The organism is Angustibacter sp. McL0619 (assembly GCF_049994355.1).
Taxonomy (GTDB): Bacteria; Actinomycetota; Actinomycetes; order Actinomycetales; family Angustibacteraceae; genus Angustibacter.
Genome location: NZ_CP188257.1, coordinates 3,140,706 through 3,159,638, shown reverse-complemented (window position 1 = coordinate 3,159,638; position 18,933 = coordinate 3,140,706). Strand labels below are relative to the sequence as shown.

At 73.2% G+C, this 18,933-nt stretch carries 19 protein-coding genes; 15 read left to right on the top strand and 4 right to left on the bottom strand.

What is annotated here, in order from left to right:
- The 4 genes from rpmF to ACPPVT_RS14670 all read left to right on the top strand — a co-directional run bounded on the left by rpmF (window position 1) and on the right by ACPPVT_RS14670 (window position 2,156).
- Entirely contained in the window at window positions 1–195 is a 195-nt protein-coding gene (gene rpmF / locus ACPPVT_RS14685; RefSeq protein ID WP_345714635.1) for a 50S ribosomal protein L32, read from the top strand.
- Window positions 179–916: a ribonuclease III gene (rnc, locus tag ACPPVT_RS14680; protein ID WP_426567166.1), complete on the top strand. Its 738-nt coding sequence runs from the start codon at window positions 179–181 to the stop codon at window positions 914–916. The genes rpmF and rnc overlap by 17 nt, the downstream gene beginning before the upstream one ends.
- Before the next feature lie 18 nt (window positions 917–934).
- Window positions 935–1,825: a bifunctional DNA-formamidopyrimidine glycosylase/DNA-(apurinic or apyrimidinic site) lyase gene (gene mutM / locus ACPPVT_RS14675; RefSeq protein WP_426561474.1), complete on the top strand. Its 891-nt coding sequence runs from the start codon at window positions 935–937 to the stop codon at window positions 1,823–1,825.
- A gap of 82 nt (window positions 1,826–1,907) precedes the next feature.
- Window positions 1,908–2,156 (top strand): hypothetical protein, encoded by a 249-nt coding sequence (locus ACPPVT_RS14670; protein ID WP_426561472.1) that lies wholly within the window; start codon window positions 1,908–1,910, stop codon window positions 2,154–2,156.
- A 25-nt stretch (window positions 2,157–2,181) separates the two neighbouring features.
- Here ACPPVT_RS14670 and ACPPVT_RS14665 read toward each other — a convergent pair whose 3' ends face one another.
- Window positions 2,182–3,051 carry a GNAT family N-acetyltransferase gene (locus tag ACPPVT_RS14665; protein WP_426561470.1) on the bottom strand — a complete coding sequence of 290 codons (870 nt, stop codon included), beginning with the start codon at window positions 3,049–3,051 and terminating at the stop codon, window positions 2,182–2,184.
- Window positions 3,052–3,100: 49 nt separating this feature from the next.
- Complete coding sequence (locus ACPPVT_RS14660; protein ID WP_426561468.1) at window positions 3,101–3,583, bottom strand: META domain-containing protein; 483 nt, start codon at window positions 3,581–3,583, stop codon at window positions 3,101–3,103.
- A 181-nt stretch (window positions 3,584–3,764) separates the two neighbouring features.
- Between ACPPVT_RS14660 and ACPPVT_RS14655 the strand changes: the two genes are divergently transcribed.
- The 3 genes from ACPPVT_RS14655 to ACPPVT_RS14645 are packed head-to-tail and all read left to right on the top strand — an operon-like array spanning window position 3,765 to window position 5,741.
- Complete coding sequence (locus tag ACPPVT_RS14655; protein WP_426561466.1) at window positions 3,765–4,034, top strand: hypothetical protein; 270 nt, start codon at window positions 3,765–3,767, stop codon at window positions 4,032–4,034.
- A 1-nt stretch (window position 4,035) separates the two neighbouring features.
- Complete coding sequence (locus ACPPVT_RS14650) at window positions 4,036–5,403, top strand: DUF4331 domain-containing protein (protein ID WP_426561464.1); 1,368 nt, start codon at window positions 4,036–4,038, stop codon at window positions 5,401–5,403.
- Complete coding sequence (locus ACPPVT_RS14645) at window positions 5,400–5,741, top strand: hypothetical protein (RefSeq protein WP_426561462.1); 342 nt, start codon at window positions 5,400–5,402, stop codon at window positions 5,739–5,741. Before ACPPVT_RS14650 ends, ACPPVT_RS14645 begins: the two co-directional genes overlap by 4 nt.
- On the opposite strand, the gene ACPPVT_RS14640 is transcribed toward ACPPVT_RS14645, so the two are convergent.
- A complete protein-coding gene (locus tag ACPPVT_RS14640; RefSeq protein ID WP_426561460.1) occupies window positions 5,716–5,916 on the bottom strand; it encodes a hypothetical protein in 201 nt (66 codons plus the stop codon). The genes ACPPVT_RS14645 and ACPPVT_RS14640 overlap by 26 nt on opposite strands.
- A gap of 102 nt (window positions 5,917–6,018) precedes the next feature.
- On the opposite strand from ACPPVT_RS14640, the gene ACPPVT_RS14635 reads away from it, so the two are divergent.
- The 8 genes from ACPPVT_RS14635 to ffh all read left to right on the top strand — a co-directional run bounded on the left by ACPPVT_RS14635 (window position 6,019) and on the right by ffh (window position 17,562).
- Window positions 6,019–6,315: an acylphosphatase gene (locus ACPPVT_RS14635; RefSeq protein WP_426561458.1), complete on the top strand. Its 297-nt coding sequence runs from the start codon at window positions 6,019–6,021 to the stop codon at window positions 6,313–6,315.
- Window positions 6,316–6,385: 70 nt separating this feature from the next.
- Complete coding sequence (gene smc / locus ACPPVT_RS14630; protein WP_426561456.1) at window positions 6,386–9,964, top strand: chromosome segregation protein SMC; 3,579 nt, start codon at window positions 6,386–6,388, stop codon at window positions 9,962–9,964.
- A gap of 87 nt (window positions 9,965–10,051) precedes the next feature.
- Entirely contained in the window at window positions 10,052–10,369 is a 318-nt protein-coding gene (locus ACPPVT_RS14625; RefSeq protein ID WP_426561454.1) for a hypothetical protein, read from the top strand.
- Between the two features lie 48 nt (window positions 10,370–10,417).
- Window positions 10,418–11,617, top strand: coding sequence for a signal recognition particle-docking protein FtsY (gene ftsY / locus ACPPVT_RS14620; RefSeq protein WP_426561452.1), 1,200 nt, complete (start codon window positions 10,418–10,420; stop codon window positions 11,615–11,617).
- Window positions 11,618–11,843: 226 nt separating this feature from the next.
- Window positions 11,844–13,196 (top strand): ammonium transporter, encoded by a 1,353-nt coding sequence (locus tag ACPPVT_RS14615; RefSeq protein WP_426561450.1) that lies wholly within the window; start codon window positions 11,844–11,846, stop codon window positions 13,194–13,196.
- Window positions 13,193–13,531: a P-II family nitrogen regulator gene (locus ACPPVT_RS14610; protein ID WP_426561448.1), complete on the top strand. Its 339-nt coding sequence runs from the start codon at window positions 13,193–13,195 to the stop codon at window positions 13,529–13,531. The genes ACPPVT_RS14615 and ACPPVT_RS14610 overlap by 4 nt, the downstream gene beginning before the upstream one ends.
- Before the next feature lie 28 nt (window positions 13,532–13,559).
- On the top strand, window positions 13,560–15,908 hold the full coding sequence (locus ACPPVT_RS14605; RefSeq protein WP_426561446.1) for a [protein-PII] uridylyltransferase: 2,349 nt from the start codon (window positions 13,560–13,562) through the stop codon (window positions 15,906–15,908).
- A gap of 73 nt (window positions 15,909–15,981) precedes the next feature.
- Complete coding sequence (gene ffh / locus ACPPVT_RS14600) at window positions 15,982–17,562, top strand: signal recognition particle protein (RefSeq protein ID WP_426561444.1); 1,581 nt, start codon at window positions 15,982–15,984, stop codon at window positions 17,560–17,562.
- 115 nt (window positions 17,563–17,677) lie between these two features.
- Here the strand turns inward: ffh and ACPPVT_RS14595 are convergent, their stop codons facing one another.
- A complete protein-coding gene (locus tag ACPPVT_RS14595; protein ID WP_426561442.1) occupies window positions 17,678–18,907 on the bottom strand; it encodes a glycoside hydrolase family 3 N-terminal domain-containing protein in 1,230 nt (409 codons plus the stop codon).
- Window positions 18,908–18,933: the final 26 nt, after the last annotated feature.

Genomic DNA, 18,933 nt, shown 5'->3' with positions numbered 1-18,933 from the left:
GTGGCTGTCCCGAAGCGGAAGACGTCGCGATCCAACACCCGGTCCCGCCGGGCGAACTGGAAGACGTCCGCGGTGACGCTGTCGGCGTGCCCGCAGTGCCGTGAGCCGAAGCAGCCGCACGTGGCCTGCCCGAGCTGCGGCACCTACGCCGGCCGGCACTACGCCGCGGCCGAGCGCACTGAGCACCAGGGCTGACGCTCACCCACGGGTGGCCCGTCCCGCCGACGCCGCCGACCTGCAGACCGCTCTTGGTCTGCAGGTCGATGCCGGTTTGCTGGAAAGAGCGCTGACCCACCGCAGCTACGCCTACGAGAACGGCGGCCTGCCCACCAACGAGCGCCTGGAGTTCCTCGGCGACTCGGTGCTCGGCCTGGTGGTCACCGACACGCTGTACCGCACCCACCCCGACCTGCCCGAGGGACAGCTGGCCAAGCTGCGCGCGTCCGTGGTCAACATGCGCGCGCTGGCCGAGGTCGGTCGTGGCCTGGGGCTGGGCAGCTACGTCTATCTCGGACGCGGCGAGGAGAGCACCGGTGGCCGTGACAAGGCCTCGATCCTGGCCGACACCGTCGAGGCGGTGCTCGGTGCCGTCTACCTGGACGGGGGTATGGCTGCCGCGGCCGGGCTCGTGCACCGGCTGATCGACCCGCTGCTGGAGCAGGCTGCCCAGCTCGGTGCCGGCCTGGACTGGAAGACGAGCCTGCAGGAGATGACGTCCAGCACCGGCCTCGGCGTCCCGGAGTACGTCATCGACGAGGCCGGCCCGGACCACGCCAAGATGTTCACGGCGCGGTCCCGGGTGGCCGGTGAGGTGCTCGGCACCGGCACCGGCCGAAGCAAGAAGGAGGCCGAGCAGCAGGCCGCCGCCACCGCCTGGCGCACGCTGCGCGAGCGCTACCCCGACGCCGGCTCCTGAGCGACCGGCCGGTCACCGGTGCCTGAGCTGCCCGAGGTCGAGGTGGTGCGCCGCGGCGTCGAGCTGCATGCCGTCGGCCGCACGCTCGAGCGGGCCGTCGTCCACCACCCACGGGCGGTCCGTCGCCACCTGCCCGGGGCGGCCGACCTGGAGTCGCGTCTTGCCGGACGTCGGCTGATGGCTGCGCGGCGCCGCGGCAAGTACCTGTGGTTCGACCTGGACGGCGACCCCGTGCCGGACGAGTCCCTGGTCCTGCACCTGGGGATGAGCGGACAGGTGCTGGTGCAGCCGGCCGGGCACTCGTCCACCCACCCGCACCTGCGGGTCGAGCTGCTCTTCGACGACGGCGGGCCCGACCTGTGGTTCGTCGACCAGCGCACGTTCGGTGGTCTCGCGCTCGAGCCGCTGCTGCCGGTCGCGCCGGGCGCGGACGAGACAGTCCCGGCGTCCGTCGCGCACATCGCGCGGGACCCGCTCGACCCCGCATACGACGTGGGATCGGTGGTGGAGGCATTGCGCCGCAAGGACACCGGGCTCAAGCGCGCCCTGCTGGACCAGACTCTGGTGTCCGGCATCGGCAACATCTACGCCGACGAGGCGCTGTGGCGTGCGCGGCTGCACGGCGCCCGCTCGACCCGCACGCTGCGGCGCACCGAGGCCCGGCGGGTGCTGGACGCCGCTGCCGAGGTGATGCGCGAGGCGCTGGGACAGGGCGGCACCTCGTTCGACGCGCTCTACGTCGACGTCAACGGCGAGAGTGGCTACTTCGACCGGTCGCTGGCGGCCTACGGGCAGGCGGGGGAGCCGTGCCCGCGGTGCGGGACGCCGATCCGCCGTGACGCGTTCATGAACCGGTCCAGCTACTCCTGCCCGCACTGCCAGCCGCGTCCGCGCAACCCGCACTGGTAGCCACGTATCAGCACGCGGCCAGCGCCGCTCTTGTCAGCAGGGTTCACCGCAACGGTGCGGCGGGCCGTTCCAGCTGATGGAGATGAGTGACGTGGCCTCCCTGCTTCCGATGGCTGTCATCGCACGGCACCTGTTCAACGACCCGCCGGTCCAGCACCGGCGTCCGGCCGTGACCACCCGCCAGCCGGCTGGTGGCGCCGGCGGCTCCGGCGCTGCCAGCACCGCCGTGCCGGCCGTGTCCCGCACCGTCGCGCCGGCCGCGCGGCCCAGCCTGGTGAGCCGGTTTGCGCACTTGGTCGTGCATCCGGTCAGCGCCGTCCGCAGCCACTGAACAACCCGAGCGGCCGGGCCGCCGGCTAGGTCGGCAGGTAGGTGCGCCACTCCCGGTCGACGACCAGCCCGACCTCCAGGTAGAGCCGCAGGGCGTCCGGGTTGAGCGCCGACACCGACAGTCCGAGCGCGGTCGCCCCGGTCGAGACCCGACGGTGCAGCGACTCCAGCAGCAGTGCCCGGCCCAGGCCGCGGCCGCGCTGGTCCTGCGCCACGGCCAGCTGGGAGACCCAGCCCGCGCCGTCCGAGAACGTGTGGCCGAGCGCGGCACCGACCAGCGTCTCGCCGTCCCAGGCCAGCACCTGCTGGTCGAGGGGCGCCTCGTCGTCCAGGAAGAGTCCCTGCCACTCGGCGAGGTCGCGCTCGCTGTGCCCGGGCACGCTCGCCCACCCGGCGCGCCGGTAGATCAGGTCGTGCACGTCCGGGGCGTCGTCCGGGCGCAGGTCGCTGGTCCGCACGCCGTCCGGCCAGTCCGGCGCGGCGAGCACCCAGTCCGGCGTCACCTGGCGGATCAGCTCGTACGCCGACATCTCGTACCGCCAGCCGTGCCTGACCAGCGCTGACTCCTGCACCTGGTCCGTGGCGAGCGACTCCAGCGCGCGGACGCCGCCGGCCCGTAGCCAGGGCAGCAGAACGTCGAGGGACGCCGGGTCGCCGGCGTGCGCGGGATCGACGATCAGGCGGGTGTCCCCGCTCCACCACCAGCTCGCGCCGACCAGCTCGCCGGCATCGTCCAGCAGCAGGAGGCTGTGGCCGGCCAGTGGCTCCACCCGGTTGAGCGACTGCCGGACCTCCGACTCGTCGTTCTCCGGTGCGCCGAACCAGTGGGTGTCCCAGCGGCGCTGTAGCGCCAGGATCGCCGGGACGTCGTCCAGGGTGGCCGGTCGGGCGCGCATCCGGCGACAGTAGGGCATGGCGGAACCGCCGGGCCTTCAGCTGCGGCGCTCAGCGCGGTGCTGCCGGGCCGTGCGTCATCAGCATCCGGTCCGGCGTCCGGCTCAGGGTGGCCAGCACGACGCCCGCCCGGTCCAGCAGGACGAGGTCGGCGCCGTCCGTTCCGACGCGAGCCGTCCGCGCCCACCACCCGCCGATGTCGACGTTGGCACAGCCGATCTCCGTGCTCGGCCCGGCGGTAACCTGCACCCGAGAGTCCTGGTCGATGGTCCACCGCCCAGTGGTGGTGTTGCAGCCGTCCGAGGACTGCCAGGCGCCGTTCGCGGCCAGCTGCAGGAAGGCCGGCCCGCCGGACGGCGTCGACCCGGAAGGGGTCCATCGACCGACCATGGCGCTCGTCGCGACCTGGTGCAATCCGTCGGGCAGCGGGGCCGGAGCCGGCCGGCCGGCGGCCTGGGTGCCGGTGCCGCAGCCGGCGACCAGCGGGGCCAGAGCCAGGGCGATGCCGATGACGGTCGTGCGTTGACGGCGCATGGCCCCTCCTGACCTGGATGCTCGGAATACCCACGGATGGGACGCAGCCGGGCGCACGCCGGTTCCGCCCCCGCGTGACCCGGCTCACAGTCGGACCCATCCGCTGCGGCCGTTGCTCCGAACGGGTGATGCGGCACCGCTCGGCGCCGCGAAGAGATCGCACGACATCGGGGTGAACCAGATGAACGAGCACAGCCGCAGGACCTTTCTCATCACCACCGGCGCCACCGCTGCAGTCGGCGCGGTAGCCGTCTCCGCGCCTGGGGCGGCGGCGTCGTCCGCGACGCAGGCGCAGAAGGCGAGTGCTGGCCAGCAGATCGAGCCCGGCGCGCCGGTCGTCGCCTACGTCTCGGACGTCGCGTCCGGGCAGGTCACGGTCATGCGCGGCGAGGACGAGGTGGTGCTGACCGACCACGACCTGGCCCGGCGGCTGACCGGGGAGGTGCGCTGACATGTCCTCGCACCGCGAAGCTCCCGAGATCAGCAAGGACCCGGTCGCGGACTCCGCCGACCTGTACGCCTTCGTCGACCCGAACCGGCCGTCGATGGTCACGATCCTGGCCAACTACGTGCCGCTGCAGGACCCGGCCGGCGGTCCGAACTTCTTCGAGTTCGGCGACGACGTCCTCTACGAGGTGCACGTCACCAACGGCAAGAACGTCAAGACCGAGATCACCTACCAGCTCGAGTTCACCACCCACGTCCGCAACAAGAACACGTTCCTCTACAACACCGGGCCGGTGGACTCGCTGACCAGCACGAACCTGAACCGGTACCAGACCTACAAGGTCACCCGGGTGGCGAACGGCAAGCGCACCGTCGTGGCGAACGACGTCCGGGTCGCGCCGGCCAACATCGGGCCGCGCAGCACGCCGGGCTACGCGCAGCTGGCCAAGGACGCGATCCACGCGTTGCCCGGCGGCGGCGCAGTTTTCGCCGGCCCGCGTGCGGACGGCTTCTACGTCGACCTGGGATCGGTGTTCGACCTGCTGACCCTGCGTCCGTTCCAGAACCTGCACCGGTTCGCCTCGCCGGCGAAGCCGTCGGTGAACACCCTCGCCGGCCTGAACGTGCACACCATCGCGCTGCGGCTGCCGATCTCGGCGTTGACGGGCGACGGCAGCACTCCCAAGGACGTCGAGGACCCGCGCTCGGTGATCGGGGTGTACACCACGGCCAGCCGTCGTCGGGCCCGGGTGCTGGACGACGACCCGGCCAACGACAGCTCGCACGGCGCCTGGCAGCAGGTCTCCCGGCTCGGGAACCCGCTGTTCAACGAGGTGCTGGTGCCGATGGTCCGCAAGGACGCCTGGAACCGCTCGGAGCCACAGGATGACAAGGACTTCGCGCCGGGCGTGCTGCAGCCCGAGGTGTCGGCGCTGCTGCCGGCGCTCTACCCGGGGGTCTTCCCGCGACTGGCCGGGTACACCAAGCCGCGAGCCGACCTCGCGGCCATCCTGCTGACCGGCCTGCCCTCGGGCGTGGTCGCCGGGCTGCAGAACTTCACCGGCGCCACCCAGGCCGACCTGCTGCGGCTGAACGTCGCGGTCAAACCAGCCGCCCACCCCTCACCGCTCGGCGTGCTGGGCGGCGACCTCGCGGGCTTCCCCAACGGGCGCCGTCCGATCGACGACGTGTTCACCATCGAGCTGCGAGCCCTGGCCGGGCTGACCATCGCGCTGGTGGACCCGACGTTCACCCCGGACGACGCGGCCGGGCTGGTCAGCGACCAGGTGGACCCGCCGGCCTTCCTGGCGGCGTTCCCGTACCTGTCGACCCCGCACGACGGCTACAGCGCGCACACCGCGGCGGCGTCATGATGGCCGCCGACCAGCGCGCCCACTCCCACGAGTCGCACACCGCCGGCGCGGGGCAGGGGCCGGTCGCCGTCGAGGTGGGCTCAGGAGTGGGCGCGCTGCTGCTGTGGACCGGACCGGAGATGGACGGCGCCGAGCTGGACATCACGCCCGTCGGGCACGAGGCGCGGCGCCGACACGTCGCCGTCCTGCCGCGGCACCTGCCGGACCGCACGGTGCACGCGGCGGTCTACCCGCTGCTGACGCCGGGTCGCTACCAGGTGTGGGACCAGCACGGTGTGCCGCACCTGGAGGTGGACGTGGCCGACGGTGAGATCACCGAGGCCCACTGGCACGGCTGATCCCCTCGGGCACGGTGCCGTCGCGGTCGACCGGCGTCCAGGCCTGGGTGCGGTCCCACTGCGAACCGCAGCCCTGGCAGGTCAGCCGCCTCGGCGTGTGCGGCGCCGGCTCGGGCAGCCAGCGGCACAGGTCCTGGCACGGATGCTGCTCCAGGTCGGTGGTCGCTTCGCTCATCGCCACCATCGTCCCAGGGCTCGCCGCACCCGGCACGACATCTCGGCAGGTACGCGTCACGGGCGACGCGTACCTGCCGACCTGTGCGGCTACCGTGGCCCGGTGGTCGAGCAGAGCGACATCCGGCTCACCGCGTTCGTGCGCGGCGCCGTCCAAGGCGTGGGTTTTCGCTGGTGGACGCGCGCCCGGGCGCTCGAGCTCGGCCTGGCCGGCGCGGCCGCCAACCTGCCGGACGGTCGGGTCCAGGTCGTCGCCGAGGGAGAGCGCAGTGTCTGCGAGGAGCTGCTGCGCCTGCTGGCCGAGCACCCGTCGTCCCTCGGCCGTCCGGGTGAGGTCCGTGGTGTCACCGAGCAGTGGTCCGCGGCACGCGGGGGCCTGACGGGCTTCGCCGAGCGCTGAGCGCGTTAGGCTGACGGGCACTTCCCCGCACCCATCACCAGCACGACAGTCGGCCAGGAGCGAGCGCCCGGTGTACCTCAAGAGCCTCACCCTGCGGGGATTCAAGTCCTTCGCGTCAGCCACCACCCTGAACCTCGAGCCGGGGATCACCTGCGTCGTCGGGCCGAACGGGTCCGGCAAGTCGAACGTCGTCGACGCGCTGTCCTGGGTGATGGGCGAGCAGGGCGCCAAGAGCCTGCGCGGCGGCAAGATGGAGGACGTCATCTTCGCCGGCACCGCGGGCCGCCCGCCGCTGGGTCGCGCCGAGGTCAGCCTCACCATTGACAACACCGACGGCGCACTGCCGATCGAGTACAGCGAGGTCACGATCTCGCGGACCATGTTCCGCGGCGGCGGCTCGGAGTACACGATCAACGGCACCCCGTGCCGCCTGCTCGACGTCCAGGAGCTGCTGTCCGACTCCGGCATCGGGCGCGAGATGCACGTGATCGTCGGGCAGGGCCAGCTGGACGCAGTGCTGCGGGCGACGCCGGAGGAGCGCCGTGGCTTCATCGAGGAGGCCGCTGGCGTCCTGAAGCACCGCAAGCGCAAGGAGAAGGCGCTGCGCAAGCTCGAGGCTATGCAGGCCAACCTCACCCGGGTCAGCGACCTGACGGCCGAGATCCGCCGCCAGCTCGGGCCGCTGGGTCGCCAGGCCGAGGTCGCCCGCAAGGCCGTCGTGGTCCAGACCGACCTGCGCGACGCGCGGTCCCGGCTGCTGGCCGACGCCCTGGTGCAGCTGACCAGCACGCTGGAGGCCGAGGTCGCGGACGAGACCGCGCTGCGCGCCCGGCGGGCCGAGGTCGAGCAGGCGCTGGGCCAGGCCCGCGAGCGGGTCAGCCACCTCGAGCAGATCACCCAGGCCGAGGCGCCGACGCTGGCCCGAGCCCAGGAGACCTGGTACCGGCTGTCCAGCCTGCGCGAGCGGCTGCGCTCGACCGAGGGCGTGGCGCGCGAGCGGCTGCGGCTGCTGGCCAGCGACACCGAGACCGGCCAACCGAGCGGACGCGACCCCGAGCAGCTGGCCGCGCAGGCCACCGAGCTGCGTGAGCAGGAGCGCACGCTCGGCGTCGAGATCACCGGTCACCGCGAGGTGCTGACCGGCGCCGTCGGCGAGCGCCAGTCCACCGAGGGCGCGCTCGCCGAGGCGCAGCAGGAGCTGGCGGTCCGGCAGCGGGCCGCGGCCGACCGTCGCGAGGGGCTGGCCCGGTTGTCCGGGCAGGTCGCCGCCCGGCGCACCAGGATCGAGGCCGCCGAGGCCGAGGCCGGACGGTTGACCGATGCCGCGGTGCAGGCCGAGCAGCGGGGCACCGAGGCCGAGCAGGAGTTCACCGGCCTGGAGGCGCAGGTCGCCGGCGTGGAGCGCGGCGAGCAGGGCCTGGACGCCGAGCACGAAACGGCCAGCGAGGTGCTGGAGCGGGCCGAGGCCGAGGTGGAGCGGCTGCGGGACGCCGAGCGGGTGGCCGAGCGCGAGCGCGCTACCTGGACGGCGCGACGTGAGGCGCTCGAGCTGGGTCTGGCCCGCAAGGACGGCGGCGGCGCACTGCTGGCCGCCAGCGACCAACTGTCCGGGGTGCTCGGCTCGGTGGCCACTCTGCTGACGGTCGAGGCCGGGCACGAGCAGGCCGTCGCCGCCGCGCTGGGTGCGGCGGCCGACGCGGTCGCCGTCGACTCGCTGGACGCGGCGGTGTCCGCGCTGCGGATGCTGCGCAGCCAGGACGCCGGTCAGGCAGGTCTCGTGGTCGGGGCCTCGGTCGACGCGATGCAGGACGACCCCGGCCGCTGGCCGATCCTTCCCGCGGGTGCGCGCTGGGCCCGCGAGCTGGTCCAGGCTCCGGACGCCGTCCGCCCGGCCCTGGAACGCCTGCTGCACCGGGTCGCCGTGGTCCGCGACTTGGACGCCGCCACCGCGCTGGTGCGGGCGCTGCCGGACTGCACCGCGGTCACGGCCGACGGCGACGTGCTCGCGCCGGGACTGGTCCGTGGTGGCTCGGCCGGTGCGCCGAGCCTGCTCGAGGTGCAGGCCGCCGCCGACGAGGCCGGTGACAACGCGGCCGCCGCGACGCACCGCGCCGAGCAGTCCAGGTTCGCGCTGGCTGCTGCCCAGCAGGACGCCGAGCAGGCGCTCGAGCGGGTCGAGGCCGCGCTGGAGCGGCTGCATGACTCCGACGCCCAGCACGCTGCGGTCGCCGAACGGCTCGGGCAGCTCGGCTCCGCCGTCCGGTCCGCGCACGCCGAGGCGGACCGGCTGCGGCGGGCGGCCGAGACCGCGGGCGCCGCGCTGGAGGCCGACCGGGCGGCGCTGGGCGAGCTCGAGCAGCGCCTCGCGGCGGCCCAGGAGGCACCGGAGCTGGACGGCGAGCCGTCCAGCCAGGAGCGGGACCGGCTGGACGCGGCCGCGACCGCGGCTCGGGCCGCCGAGACCGAGGCCCGGCTGGCGTTGCGCACGGCGGAGGAGCGCGGCCGGGCCGTCACGGCCCGCGCCGAGGCGCTGGAGCAGGCGGTCCGCGAGGAGCACCAGGCCCGCGAGCGCGCTGCGGCGCGGGTCGCCCGCCGTCGGCGCGAGGCCGAGGTGGCGAACGCCGTCCAGATCGCCGCGACCTACACCCACGACCTGCTCAGCCGCTCGCTCGAGGTCGCCACCGAGCAGCGCGACGCCGCGCAGGCCGCCCGTACCCAGCGCGAGGCCGAGCTGGTCGACGTCCGGGCCACACTGCGCCAGCACGAGGACCAGCTGCGCGAGCTCACTGACTCGGTGCACCGCGACGAGGTCGCCCGCACCCAGCAGCGCCTGCGGATCGAGACCCTGCAGGCCAAGGCCGTCGAGGAGCTCGGCATCGACCCGGAGGTGCTGGTCGAGGAGTTCGGTCCGCACCAGCTGGTGCCGCCGTCAGTCCAGGTGCCCGGCGAGCCGGCTCCGGAGATCGAGCCGCAGCCCGTGCCGTACGTGCGCGAGGAGCAGGAGAAGCGGCTGCGCAAGGCCGAGCGGGCGCTGGCCCTGCTGGGCCGGGTCAACCCGTTGGCCCTGGAGGAGTACTCGGCGCTGGAGGAGCGGCACAAGTTCCTCACCGAGCAGCTGGCCGACCTGGGACGCAGCCGCACCGACCTGCTGGACATCGTCAAGGAGGTCGACCAGCGCGTCCAGGAGGTCTTCACCGCGGCCTACCACGACACGGCGGCCCAGTTCGAGCGCGTGTTTGCCCGGCTGTTCCCCGGTGGCGAGGGCCGGCTGGTGCTGACCGACCCGGACGACATGCTGACCACCGGCATCGAGGTCGAGGCGCGTCCGCCGGGCAAGAAGATCAAACGGCTCTCGCTGCTCTCCGGTGGCGAGCGGTCGCTGACCGCGGTCGCGCTGCTGGTGGCGATCTTCAAGGCCCGCCCCAGCCCGTTCTACGTGATGGACGAGGTCGAGGCCGCCCTGGACGACACCAACCTCGGGCGCCTGATCGTGATCATGGAAGAGCTGCGCGAGTCCAGCCAGCTCATCGTGATCACCCACCAGAAGCGCACGATGGAGGTCGCGGACGCGCTCTACGGCGTCACAATGCGTGGTGACGGTGTGACCACTGTGGTGAGCCAGCGCCTGCGCGAGGCCAGCACCGCCTGACCGGACTCACTGTGTGTGACCGATGTCGCGTGCGTGCCTGCGCGTGGCGATTTGGCCGATCCGCCCCGTGTGCGGCACGGTAGGGGTATGACTGTGGTGATCGTCGGCATGCTGACCGCCCTGCTCATCGCCGGGATCGTGGTGGCGCTCGTCGCCGTGCCAGCCCGTCGCGAGGGCCGTGAGGTGCTGTCCCCGCAGGGCGAGCTGTTGGTGCAGAACGCTCTCGAGCGGACCGCCGACGCGGTCGGCGTCGCCCGCGACAAGGTGGGCGACCTGGCCGACAGGCTGCCGGTGCCCAGCCGGTCCGACGACCAGGCGGCCCAGGTCGAGGCTCCGCGGACGATCGACCTTCGTGAGCAGCGCGACGACCGCTCGAGCAGCGCAGCGCAGCACCGCGCCTCCTGACCCCACCCGCGGGCGGGCTGGTCGGGGCTTCTGCGAGGATCGCTTCTCGTGGACCCGTTGACTCTCACCATCGTCGTCATCGTCGCGATCGCGGCGCTGTCCCTGCTGGCAGTCGGCGGCATGGCCCTGCTGCGCAACCGGGAGCGCAGGGCGCCGTCCGCGCTACGGCCCGGCACCGACTACCCGCCCGGGGTCGGTGACGACGCCACTCCACCGCGGGACGCCCCCAAGCGCAGCGTCCAGGACGTCGACGTCCTGGACCGCGAGCCCGGCGCGGAGCCGGACGTCGACGAGCTCGAGGCGCCGCCCGCGATCGAGCACCCGGAGTCCGCCCGGGGTCGCCTACACCGGTTGCGTGCCCGGCTGGCCCGGTCCAACAGCACGCTCGGCCACGGGCTGCTGGCGCTGCTGTCCCGCGACACGATCGACGAGGAGGTCTGGGAGCAGGTCGAGGAGACGCTGCTCTCGGCCGACCTGGGCGTCGGGCCGACCACCGAGCTGATCGACAAGCTGCGCACCCACGTCAAGGTGGACGGCGTCGTCGACCACGACGAGCTGCGCGCAGCCCTGCGCACCGAGCTGATCGCGCTGGTCGACCCCTCGATGGATCGTGAGCTCGCCGTCGGCGGGGGCCTCGGCCGTCCGGCTGTCGTGCTGGTCGTCGGGGTGAACGGCACCGGCAAGACGACCACGGTCGGCAAGCTGGCCCGGGTGCTCGTCGCCGACGACAAGGACGTCATTCTCGGGGCGGCCGACACGTTCCGTGCGGCCGCCGCCGACCAGCTCGAGACCTGGGGCGCGCGGGTGGGCGTGCCGACCGTCCGGGCCGAGCGGGACGGTGGCGACCCCGCCGCCGTCGCCTTCGACGCCGTCGCGGCGGGGATCGAGGCCGAGGTGGACGTCGTGCTGATCGACACCGCCGGCCGCCTGCAGAACAAAGCTGGCCTGATGGACGAGCTCGGCAAGGTCAAGCGGGTCATCGAGAAGCGGTCGCCGGTCGACGAGGTGCTCCTGGTGCTGGACGCCACCACCGGTCAGAACGGCATGCGCCAGGCGAAGGTGTTCAGCGAGGTCGTCAACGTGACCGGCATCGTGCTGACCAAGCTCGACGGGACGGCCAAGGGCGGCATCGTCGTCGCGGTGCAGCGCGAGCTCGGGGTGCCGGTCAAGCTGGTCGGCCTCGGCGAGGGTCCGGACGACCTGGCGCCGTTCGACGCCGAGGAGTTCGTGGACGCGCTGCTCGCCTGAGCCACTCGGCCCGCTCCGAGCCGGGCGAACGGGGCCGGTCACACGGACGTCACCGCCCGCAACAGGGGATTCACACGAGGGCGCACTTCGTCACATCCCCGTAACGCAGCGCAGGTCTGGGTGAAACAGGGATTCAGCAGGCTGACGCAGGTCAGGCGCGCTCGACGTGCCACCGACGCCACCTCGACCGGCATCCTGCTGCCGGCCCGATCTGCACGGAGGTCCCATGGACACCGGTGACACCGCGTGGATGATGACCAGCGCCGCTCTGGTGCTGGCCATGACCGCGCCAGGACTGGCGCTCTTCTACGGCGGCATGGTCCGCACGAAGAGCGTCCTGAACATGATGATGATGAGCTACGGCGCCCTCGGCCTGATCAGCGTGCTGTGGGTGCTCTACGGCTATTCGATGGCTTTCGGCAACGACGTCTTCCACGGTCTGGTCGGCTCGCCGACCGAGTTCGCCGGTCTCAAGGGCCTGATCGGGACCGGCACCGGTGACAACCTGGGCGTGGCGACCCAGCTGGTCGGCACGATCCCGGCCCCGGTCTTCGTCGGCTTCCAGGCGGTCTTCGCGGTCATCACTGTGGCGCTGATCTCCGGCGCCATCGCGGACCGGGCGAAGTTCGGCGTCTGGATGCTGTTCGCCGGCGTGTGGGGAACCCTCGTGTACTTCCCCGTCGCGCACTGGGTCTTCGCGTTCGACGGCGTCACTGCTCCCAAGGGGGGCTGGATCGCGAACCAGCTCAAGGCGATCGACTTCGCCGGCGGCACCGCGGTGCACATCAACGCCGGTGCCGCGGGCCTGGCCCTGGCGCTGGTGCTGGGCAAGCGGATCGGCTGGCCCAAGGAGCAGATGCGCCCGCACAACCTGACGCTGGTGATGATCGGCGCCGGTCTGCTGTGGTTCGGCTGGTTCGGCTTCAACGCCGGCTCGGCGGTCGCCGCCAACGGCACCGCCGGCGTCGCGTGGATCAACACGTTCGTGGCCACCGCTGCCGCGATGCTCGGCTGGTTGCTCGTGGAGAAGATCCGGGACGGTCACTCGACCAGCCTGGGTGCGGCGTCCGGTGTGGTCGCGGGTCTGGTCGGCATCACGCCGTCCTGCTCCTCGGTCAACCCGGTCGGTGCCATCATCCTCGGCTTCGTCACCGCCGTCCTGTGTGCGCTCGCGTGCGGACTGAAGTACCGGTTCGGCTTCGACGACAGCCTGGACGTCGTGGGCGTGCACCTGGTCGGCGGCCTCGCCGGCACCCTGCTGGTGGGCTTCCTGGCCACCGACGTGGCCCCGGCCGGCGTGAACGGCCTGTTCTACGGCGGCGGTTTCGACCAGCTGTGGCGCCAGGCGATCGGTGCGGGTGCGGTCCTGGTGTACTCGTTCGTGCTGGCCTACATCATCGGCACGATCATCAACAGGACCATCGGCTTCCGTCTGGACGAGGAGTCCGAGGCCTCTGGTATCGACTACGTGGTGCACGCTGAGACTGCGTACGACCTGACGCCGGTCGGCGCCAGCGGCTTCCGCCCGTCCGTCGGCACTGCCGCGAAGCCCCGTTCCGACTCGGAGGTGCCCGCATGAAGCTCGTGACGGCGATCATCAAGCCCCACAAGCTGGACGACGTGAAGAGCGCTCTGGAGTCCTTCGGGGTGCAGGGCATGACGGTCAGCGAGGCCAGCGGCTACGGCCGCCAGCGTGGGCACACCGAGGTCTACCGCGGTGCGGAGTACACGGTCGACCTCGTGCCGAAGGTGCGTCTGGAGGTGCTCGTCGACGACGCGGAGGCCGCGGACGTGGTCGAGGTGCTCGTCAAGAGCGCGCAGACGGGCCGGATCGGTGACGGCAAGGTCTGGACGACGCCGGTGGACGACGTCGCCCGGGTTCGCACCGGCGAGCGCGGCCTCGACGCGATCTGAGGCCGGTGCCATGCCGAGGGGGGGACTGGTGCGTGACCTGCGCGCCGAGCGTCTGACGTCGGCGGCCCGGTCGCCGTCCTGGCACACCCAGGACGGCCCGGGTCGCCGGCAGGCGCTCACCGAGCTGGTGGACGGCTGGCTCTGCGAGCTCTGGTCGACAGCCGTGCAGGGCAGCGCCGCGGCCGAGTCCGGCGTTGCGCTCACCGCGGTCGGTTCGCTGGCCCGCGGCGACGCCGGCCCGGCCAGTGACCTGGACCTCGTGCTGCTGCACGACGGCCACACCCTGTCCACAGGAGAGGTCGCCGAGCTCGCCGAACGCATCTGGTACCCGGTCTGGGACGGCGGGGTGAAGCTCGACCACTCGGTGCGCACGCCGGCCCAGTGCCGCGACGTCGGCGCGCACGACCTGCCGGCCGGGGTCGGGCTGCTGGACCTGCGGGTGGTGGCCGGCGACGGCGAGCTGGTGGCGATGACCCGCAGCCGCCTGCTGGACGACTGGCGCGGGGCGGCCAGGCGCCGGCTGCCCGAGCTGTTGCGCGCGATCGAGGAGCGGGCCGAACGCTTCGGCGAGGCGATGTTCCTGCTGGAGCCCGATCTCAAGGAGAGTCGCGGCGGCCTGCGCGACGTCACGCTGTTGCGGGCGCTGTCGGCGTCCTGGCTGGCGGACCGTCCGCACGCCCCGGTCGACGAGGCGCAGCGGGTGCTGCTCGACGTCCGGGATGCCCTGCAGGTGGTGACCGGGCGGGCCACCGACAAGCTCGCGCTGGCCGAGCAGGACACCGTGGCCGGGCTGGTCGGTGCGGACGACGCCGACGACCTGCTCACCCGGGTGTCCGCCGCCGCCCGGACCATCTCCTACGCGGTGGACACCACGACCCGGCGCGCCCGCCAGGCGGTACCCACCCGGCGGCTGCGCCGAGGCCCGCGCCGCCCGCAGCTGCGTCCGCTCGGGCATGGTCTGGTGGAGCACGACGGCGAGCTGGTGCTCGGCGCCGGCGTCCGCCCCCGCCAGGACCCGGTGCTCGCGCTTCGAGCGGCCGCCACCGCGGCACAGCACTCGCTGCCGCTGTCTCCGGTGACCGTCTCCCACCTCGCGGCAGACTCCTCGCCGCTGCCGGACCCGTGGCCGCCCGCCGCGCGCGAGGCGTTCCTGGAGCTGCTCGGCTCCGGCCCGGCGCTGGTGCCGGTCTGGGAGGCGTTGGACCTGTCCGGGGTGGTCGAGCAGTGGGTGCCCGGATGGACGGCGGTGCGCTCGCGGCCGCAGCGCAACGCGGTGCACCGACACACCGTCGACCGGCACCTGGTGCAGACGGTCGTCGAGGCCAGCCGGCTGATGCGTGCGGTGGACCGGCCGGACCTGTTGCTGGTCGCCTGCCTGCTGCACGACCTCGGCAAGCTGCCGGGCGCGGCCGACCACAGCGCGATCGGTGGCCCGCTGGCGCGTCGGGCGGCTCGGCACCTGGGGTTCGCGCCGGGGGACGTCGACGTCATCGAGCGGTTGGTCCGCGAGCACCTGACCCTGGTCGACCTGGCCACCCGGCGCGACCCGGACGACCCGCGCACGGTCGAGGCCGTGGTCGCCGCGGTCGACGGGCGCGGCGACGTGCTGGACCTGCTGCGCACGCTGACCGAGGCGGACGCCGTCGCGGCCGGACCGGCCGCCTGGAGCGCCTGGCGCGCGCGGCTGGTGGACGACCTGGTCTCACGGGCCCGCTCGGTGCTCACCGGGGCCGGCGTGCCGCAGCCCGCGCCGCTGACCGAGCGCGAGGGCGAGCTGCTGGACAAGGTGCGCGGCGACGGCGGACCGCACGTGGACGTGGCCCGGGTGGACGGCATGCACGTGGTGACGGTGGTCGCGCCGGACCGGCTCGGTCTGTTCGGGGACGTCGCCGGGCTGCTGGCCTCGCACGGGCTGTCGGTGCGTTCGGCGCTGGTCCGCACGGTGGACGGCGTCGCGGTGGACAGCTGGTGGGTCACCGCCCCGTACGGCGACCTGCCCCCGGTGACGACGCTGACCCTGGCGCTGCGCCGGATGGCCGAGGGCGACCCGAGCGTGCTGGACCGGCTGCGCCGCCGGGATTCGGCGTACCAGCCGGCCCGGCACGTGCCGGCCCAGCCGCGCGCCGTCCTGGTGCCCGGTGCCTCCGAGCACGCGACGGTCGTCGAGGTGCGCGCCGCGGACCGCCCTGGTCTGCTGCACGCCCTCGGCTGCACCCTCGCGGCGGCCGGGGTCGACGTCCGGTCGGCGCACGTGGCCACCCACGCCGGGCAGGCTGTGGACACCCTCTATCTCGCCGAACCGTCCGGCGGCCAGCTCGATCCGCCGCGTGTCGCACGGGTGGTCGCTGCCCTGGTGGACGCCAGCGAGGTGCGCTGAGCCCAGCCGGCCAGGGTAGCCTCGTGGGTGCGCCAGCCGATCCCGCCCGACCGATTCCGAGGACCTCACCGACGTGTTCGCCACCCTCTCCGACCGCCTGACCGCCACGTTCAAGAACCTGCGTGGCAAGGGCCGGCTCTCCGAGTCGGACGTCGCCGCCACGGTGCGCGAGATCCGCACCGCACTGCTCGAGGCGGACGTCGCGCTGCCCGTCGTCAAGGAGTTCACCGCCGCGGTTCGCGAGCGGGCGCTCGGCGCGGAGGTCAGCGGCGCGCTGAACCCGGCCCAGCAGATCGTCAAGATCGTCAACGAGGAGCTGGTCTCGGTCCTCGGCGGCCAGACCCGGCGGATCCGGTTCGCGAAGAACCCGCCGACCGTGATCATGCTCGCCGGTCTGCAGGGTGCCGGTAAGACGACGCTCGCCGGCAAGCTCGCGCTGAGCCTGCGCGGCGACGGCCACACGCCGCTGCTGGTGGCCGCCGACCTGCAGCGCCCGAACGCGGTGACCCAGCTCCAGGTGGTCGGCGAGCGGGCGGGTGCGCCCGTCTTCGCCCCGGAGAAGGGCAACCAGGGCAGCGACCCGGACGCCTCGACGTCTGGGGACCCGGTGCGGGTGGCGCGTGACGGCGTCGCCGAGGCCACCGCCCGCCAGCACGACGTGGTGATCATCGACACCGCCGGCCGGCTGGGCATCGACGAGGTGCTGATGCGCCAGGCCGGTGACATCCGCGAGGCCGTGCAGCCCGACGAGGTGCTGTTCGTCATCGACGCGATGATCGGCCAGGACGCGGTCAACACCGCGCACGCCTTCCTGGAGGGCGTCGACTTCACCGGCGTCGTGCTGACCAAGCTGGACGGCGACGCGCGTGGTGGCGCCGCGCTCTCGGTGGCGACCGTGACGGGCCGCCCGATCATGTTCGCCAGCACCGGCGAGAAGCTCGAGGACTTCGAGGTCTTCCACCCCGACCGGATGGCCAGCCGGATCCTCGACATGGGCGACGTCATGACGCTCATCGAGCAGGCCGAGAAGGCGTTCGACGCCGACCAGGCGCAGAAGATGGCGCGCAAGTTCGTCGAGGAGGAGGAGTTCACCTTCGACGACTTCCTGGCCCAGATGCAGGCCGTCAAGCAGATGGGCTCGCTCAAGAAGATGCTCGGCATGATGCCGGGCATGGCGCAGATGAAGGAGCAGCTCGACAACATCGACGAGCGCGAGTTCGACCGCGTCGAGGCGATGGTGCAGTCGATGACACCGTACGAGCGTCAGCATCCCAAGGTGATCAACGGCTCGCGGCGCGCCCGCATCGCACGCGGCTCGGGGCGCTCGGTCTCGGACGTCAACGAGCTGCTGACCCGGCTGACCGAGGCGCAGAAGATGATGAAGCAGATGCGCCGCGGAATGGGTGGCATCCCGGGCATGGGCAACATGCCGGGCATGGGCGGGGGCAAGGGCCGGTCCAAGCCGCCGCAGCGCAAGAAGGGCAAGAGCGGCAACCCCGCCAAGCGAGCCGAGCAGGAGCGCGCGGCCACCCAGAAGGCGGTCGAGGCGCGCGAGAGCGCGATCGGCTCGTCGTTCGGCGGTCCGCCGGCCGAGGCGGAGCAGCCGGCCCTGAACCAGCTGCCCGCCGGCTTCGAGAAGTTCCTCGGCAACTAGCCGGTGTCGTCCCCGGATCGACCGGTCCACGTTGTCGCATCCGTGGCTGCAGCCAGCTGGGGGTGATCACCCCCGGTCGGCTGCAACCACGGCTGCAATGTCAGGCGCGCGGTGCTTAGGACGGCAGCAGGCCGGCGGCCGCCTTGGCGTGCAGCACCCGCAGGACGGCTGCGTCCAGCTGGGCCCGGAACGCCGCGCTCTGCTTTGCTCGCGCGACCAGCGCCACCGCCATCGGCGCAGCCAGCGCCGGGTCGACGGTCAGCGCGACGTCCCCGCCGGCGCCGACGAACTGGACGGCTCGTGACCCGGGGCTCCAGCGCCGGACCGCGTCGGCGTCCCCGAGGTCGTCGCTGATCACCACCCCGTCGAAGCCGAGCCGACCGCGCAGCAGGTCGGTGATGACCGCGCTCGAGAAGCAGGCCGGGTGCGCCGGGTCGATCCGCGTGTAGATCGCGCTGGACACCATCACGAACGGTGCGCCGGCCGCCACCGCGGCCTGGAACGGGGCCAGGTCCGGGCTCGAGGTAGTGGTGGTCGAGTCGCGCACCACCGAGGTGGTGTCGGTGTTCGCCCGCACCCAGCCCAGTCCGGGGAAGTGCTTGGGCGCGACGTCCACCCCGGCCGCCTTCATGCCGGCGTCGTAGCCGGCCAAAGAACGCGACACGGCGGTGGGGGTGCTGGCGAACTGCCGGTGGAAGAAGCCGATCGGCGGGTTCGCGGTGCCCAGTGAGGTGGGCACCGTGTCGGCCACCGGACCGAGAGTCAGGTTCACCCCGGCCCGGCGCAGCTGGCCGCCCCACTGCTCGGCGCGGCTGCGCAGCGTGGTGGCGGACCAGCTGCCCTGGGTCGTCCCGCTGGGGATCGGGGAGAACCCCGGCCCGGACAGCACCTGGACCTTGCCGCCCTCCTGGTCGGTCGCCACGAACAGGCGCACGCCCGCGGTGGCGGAGTCCGTCGTCCGCCGTTGCAGAGCGTGGGTCAGCGCCGCCGTGGCTGTGACGCCGCGCGAGCTGCGGCCGGTGAGCATCACGTTGCCGACGTGGTACCGGCCGATCGCGCTGCGGGCGGCGCTGCTGGTCGCGGTGGCCGGGGTGCCGACCATGACCAGCTGTCCGGCGCGCTGGGCCAAGGACAGCCGGGCCAGCAGCGCCTCGGCGGGGTCGGGGGTCGCCGTCGCCGTCGGGGACGCACCGCCCGAGGTCGTCGGGCTCGGCGGCGTCGCGGGGCTGGACGTCGTGCCAGCCGTCGGCCGCCCGCCAGGCGGCCGAGCGGAGTCCGCGCCGGCGCACCCGACCAGCGACGCGAGGGTCGCGGCGACAAGCACGGCGTACAGCGGACTGCGCACGCCGCCACGCTAGACGAGCCGGGAGG

Bases quoted from the DNA above. Each gene is read 5' to 3' on its own strand.
- ACPPVT_RS14655 (WP_426561466.1), top strand. From the start codon at position 3,765: ATGAACGAGCACAGCCGCAGGACCTTTCTCATCACCACCGGCGCCACC.
- ACPPVT_RS14610 (WP_426561448.1), top strand. From the start codon at position 13,193: ATGAAGCTCGTGACGGCGATCATCAAGCCCCACAAGCTGGACGACGTG.
- ACPPVT_RS14625 (WP_426561454.1), top strand. From the start codon at position 10,052: ATGACTGTGGTGATCGTCGGCATGCTGACCGCCCTGCTCATCGCCGGG.
- ACPPVT_RS14660 (WP_426561468.1), bottom strand. From the start codon at position 3,583: ATGCGCCGTCAACGCACGACCGTCATCGGCATCGCCCTGGCTCTGGCC.
- ACPPVT_RS14640 (WP_426561460.1), bottom strand. From the start codon at position 5,916: ATGAGCGAAGCGACCACCGACCTGGAGCAGCATCCGTGCCAGGACCTG.
- ACPPVT_RS14650 (WP_426561464.1), top strand. From the start codon at position 4,036: ATGTCCTCGCACCGCGAAGCTCCCGAGATCAGCAAGGACCCGGTCGCG.
- ACPPVT_RS14670 (WP_426561472.1), top strand. From the start codon at position 1,908: ATGAGTGACGTGGCCTCCCTGCTTCCGATGGCTGTCATCGCACGGCAC.
- ACPPVT_RS14615 (WP_426561450.1), top strand. From the start codon at position 11,844: ATGGACACCGGTGACACCGCGTGGATGATGACCAGCGCCGCTCTGGTG.
- ACPPVT_RS14645 (WP_426561462.1), top strand. From the start codon at position 5,400: ATGATGGCCGCCGACCAGCGCGCCCACTCCCACGAGTCGCACACCGCC.
- ACPPVT_RS14665 (WP_426561470.1), bottom strand. From the start codon at position 3,051: ATGCGCGCCCGACCGGCCACCCTGGACGACGTCCCGGCGATCCTGGCG.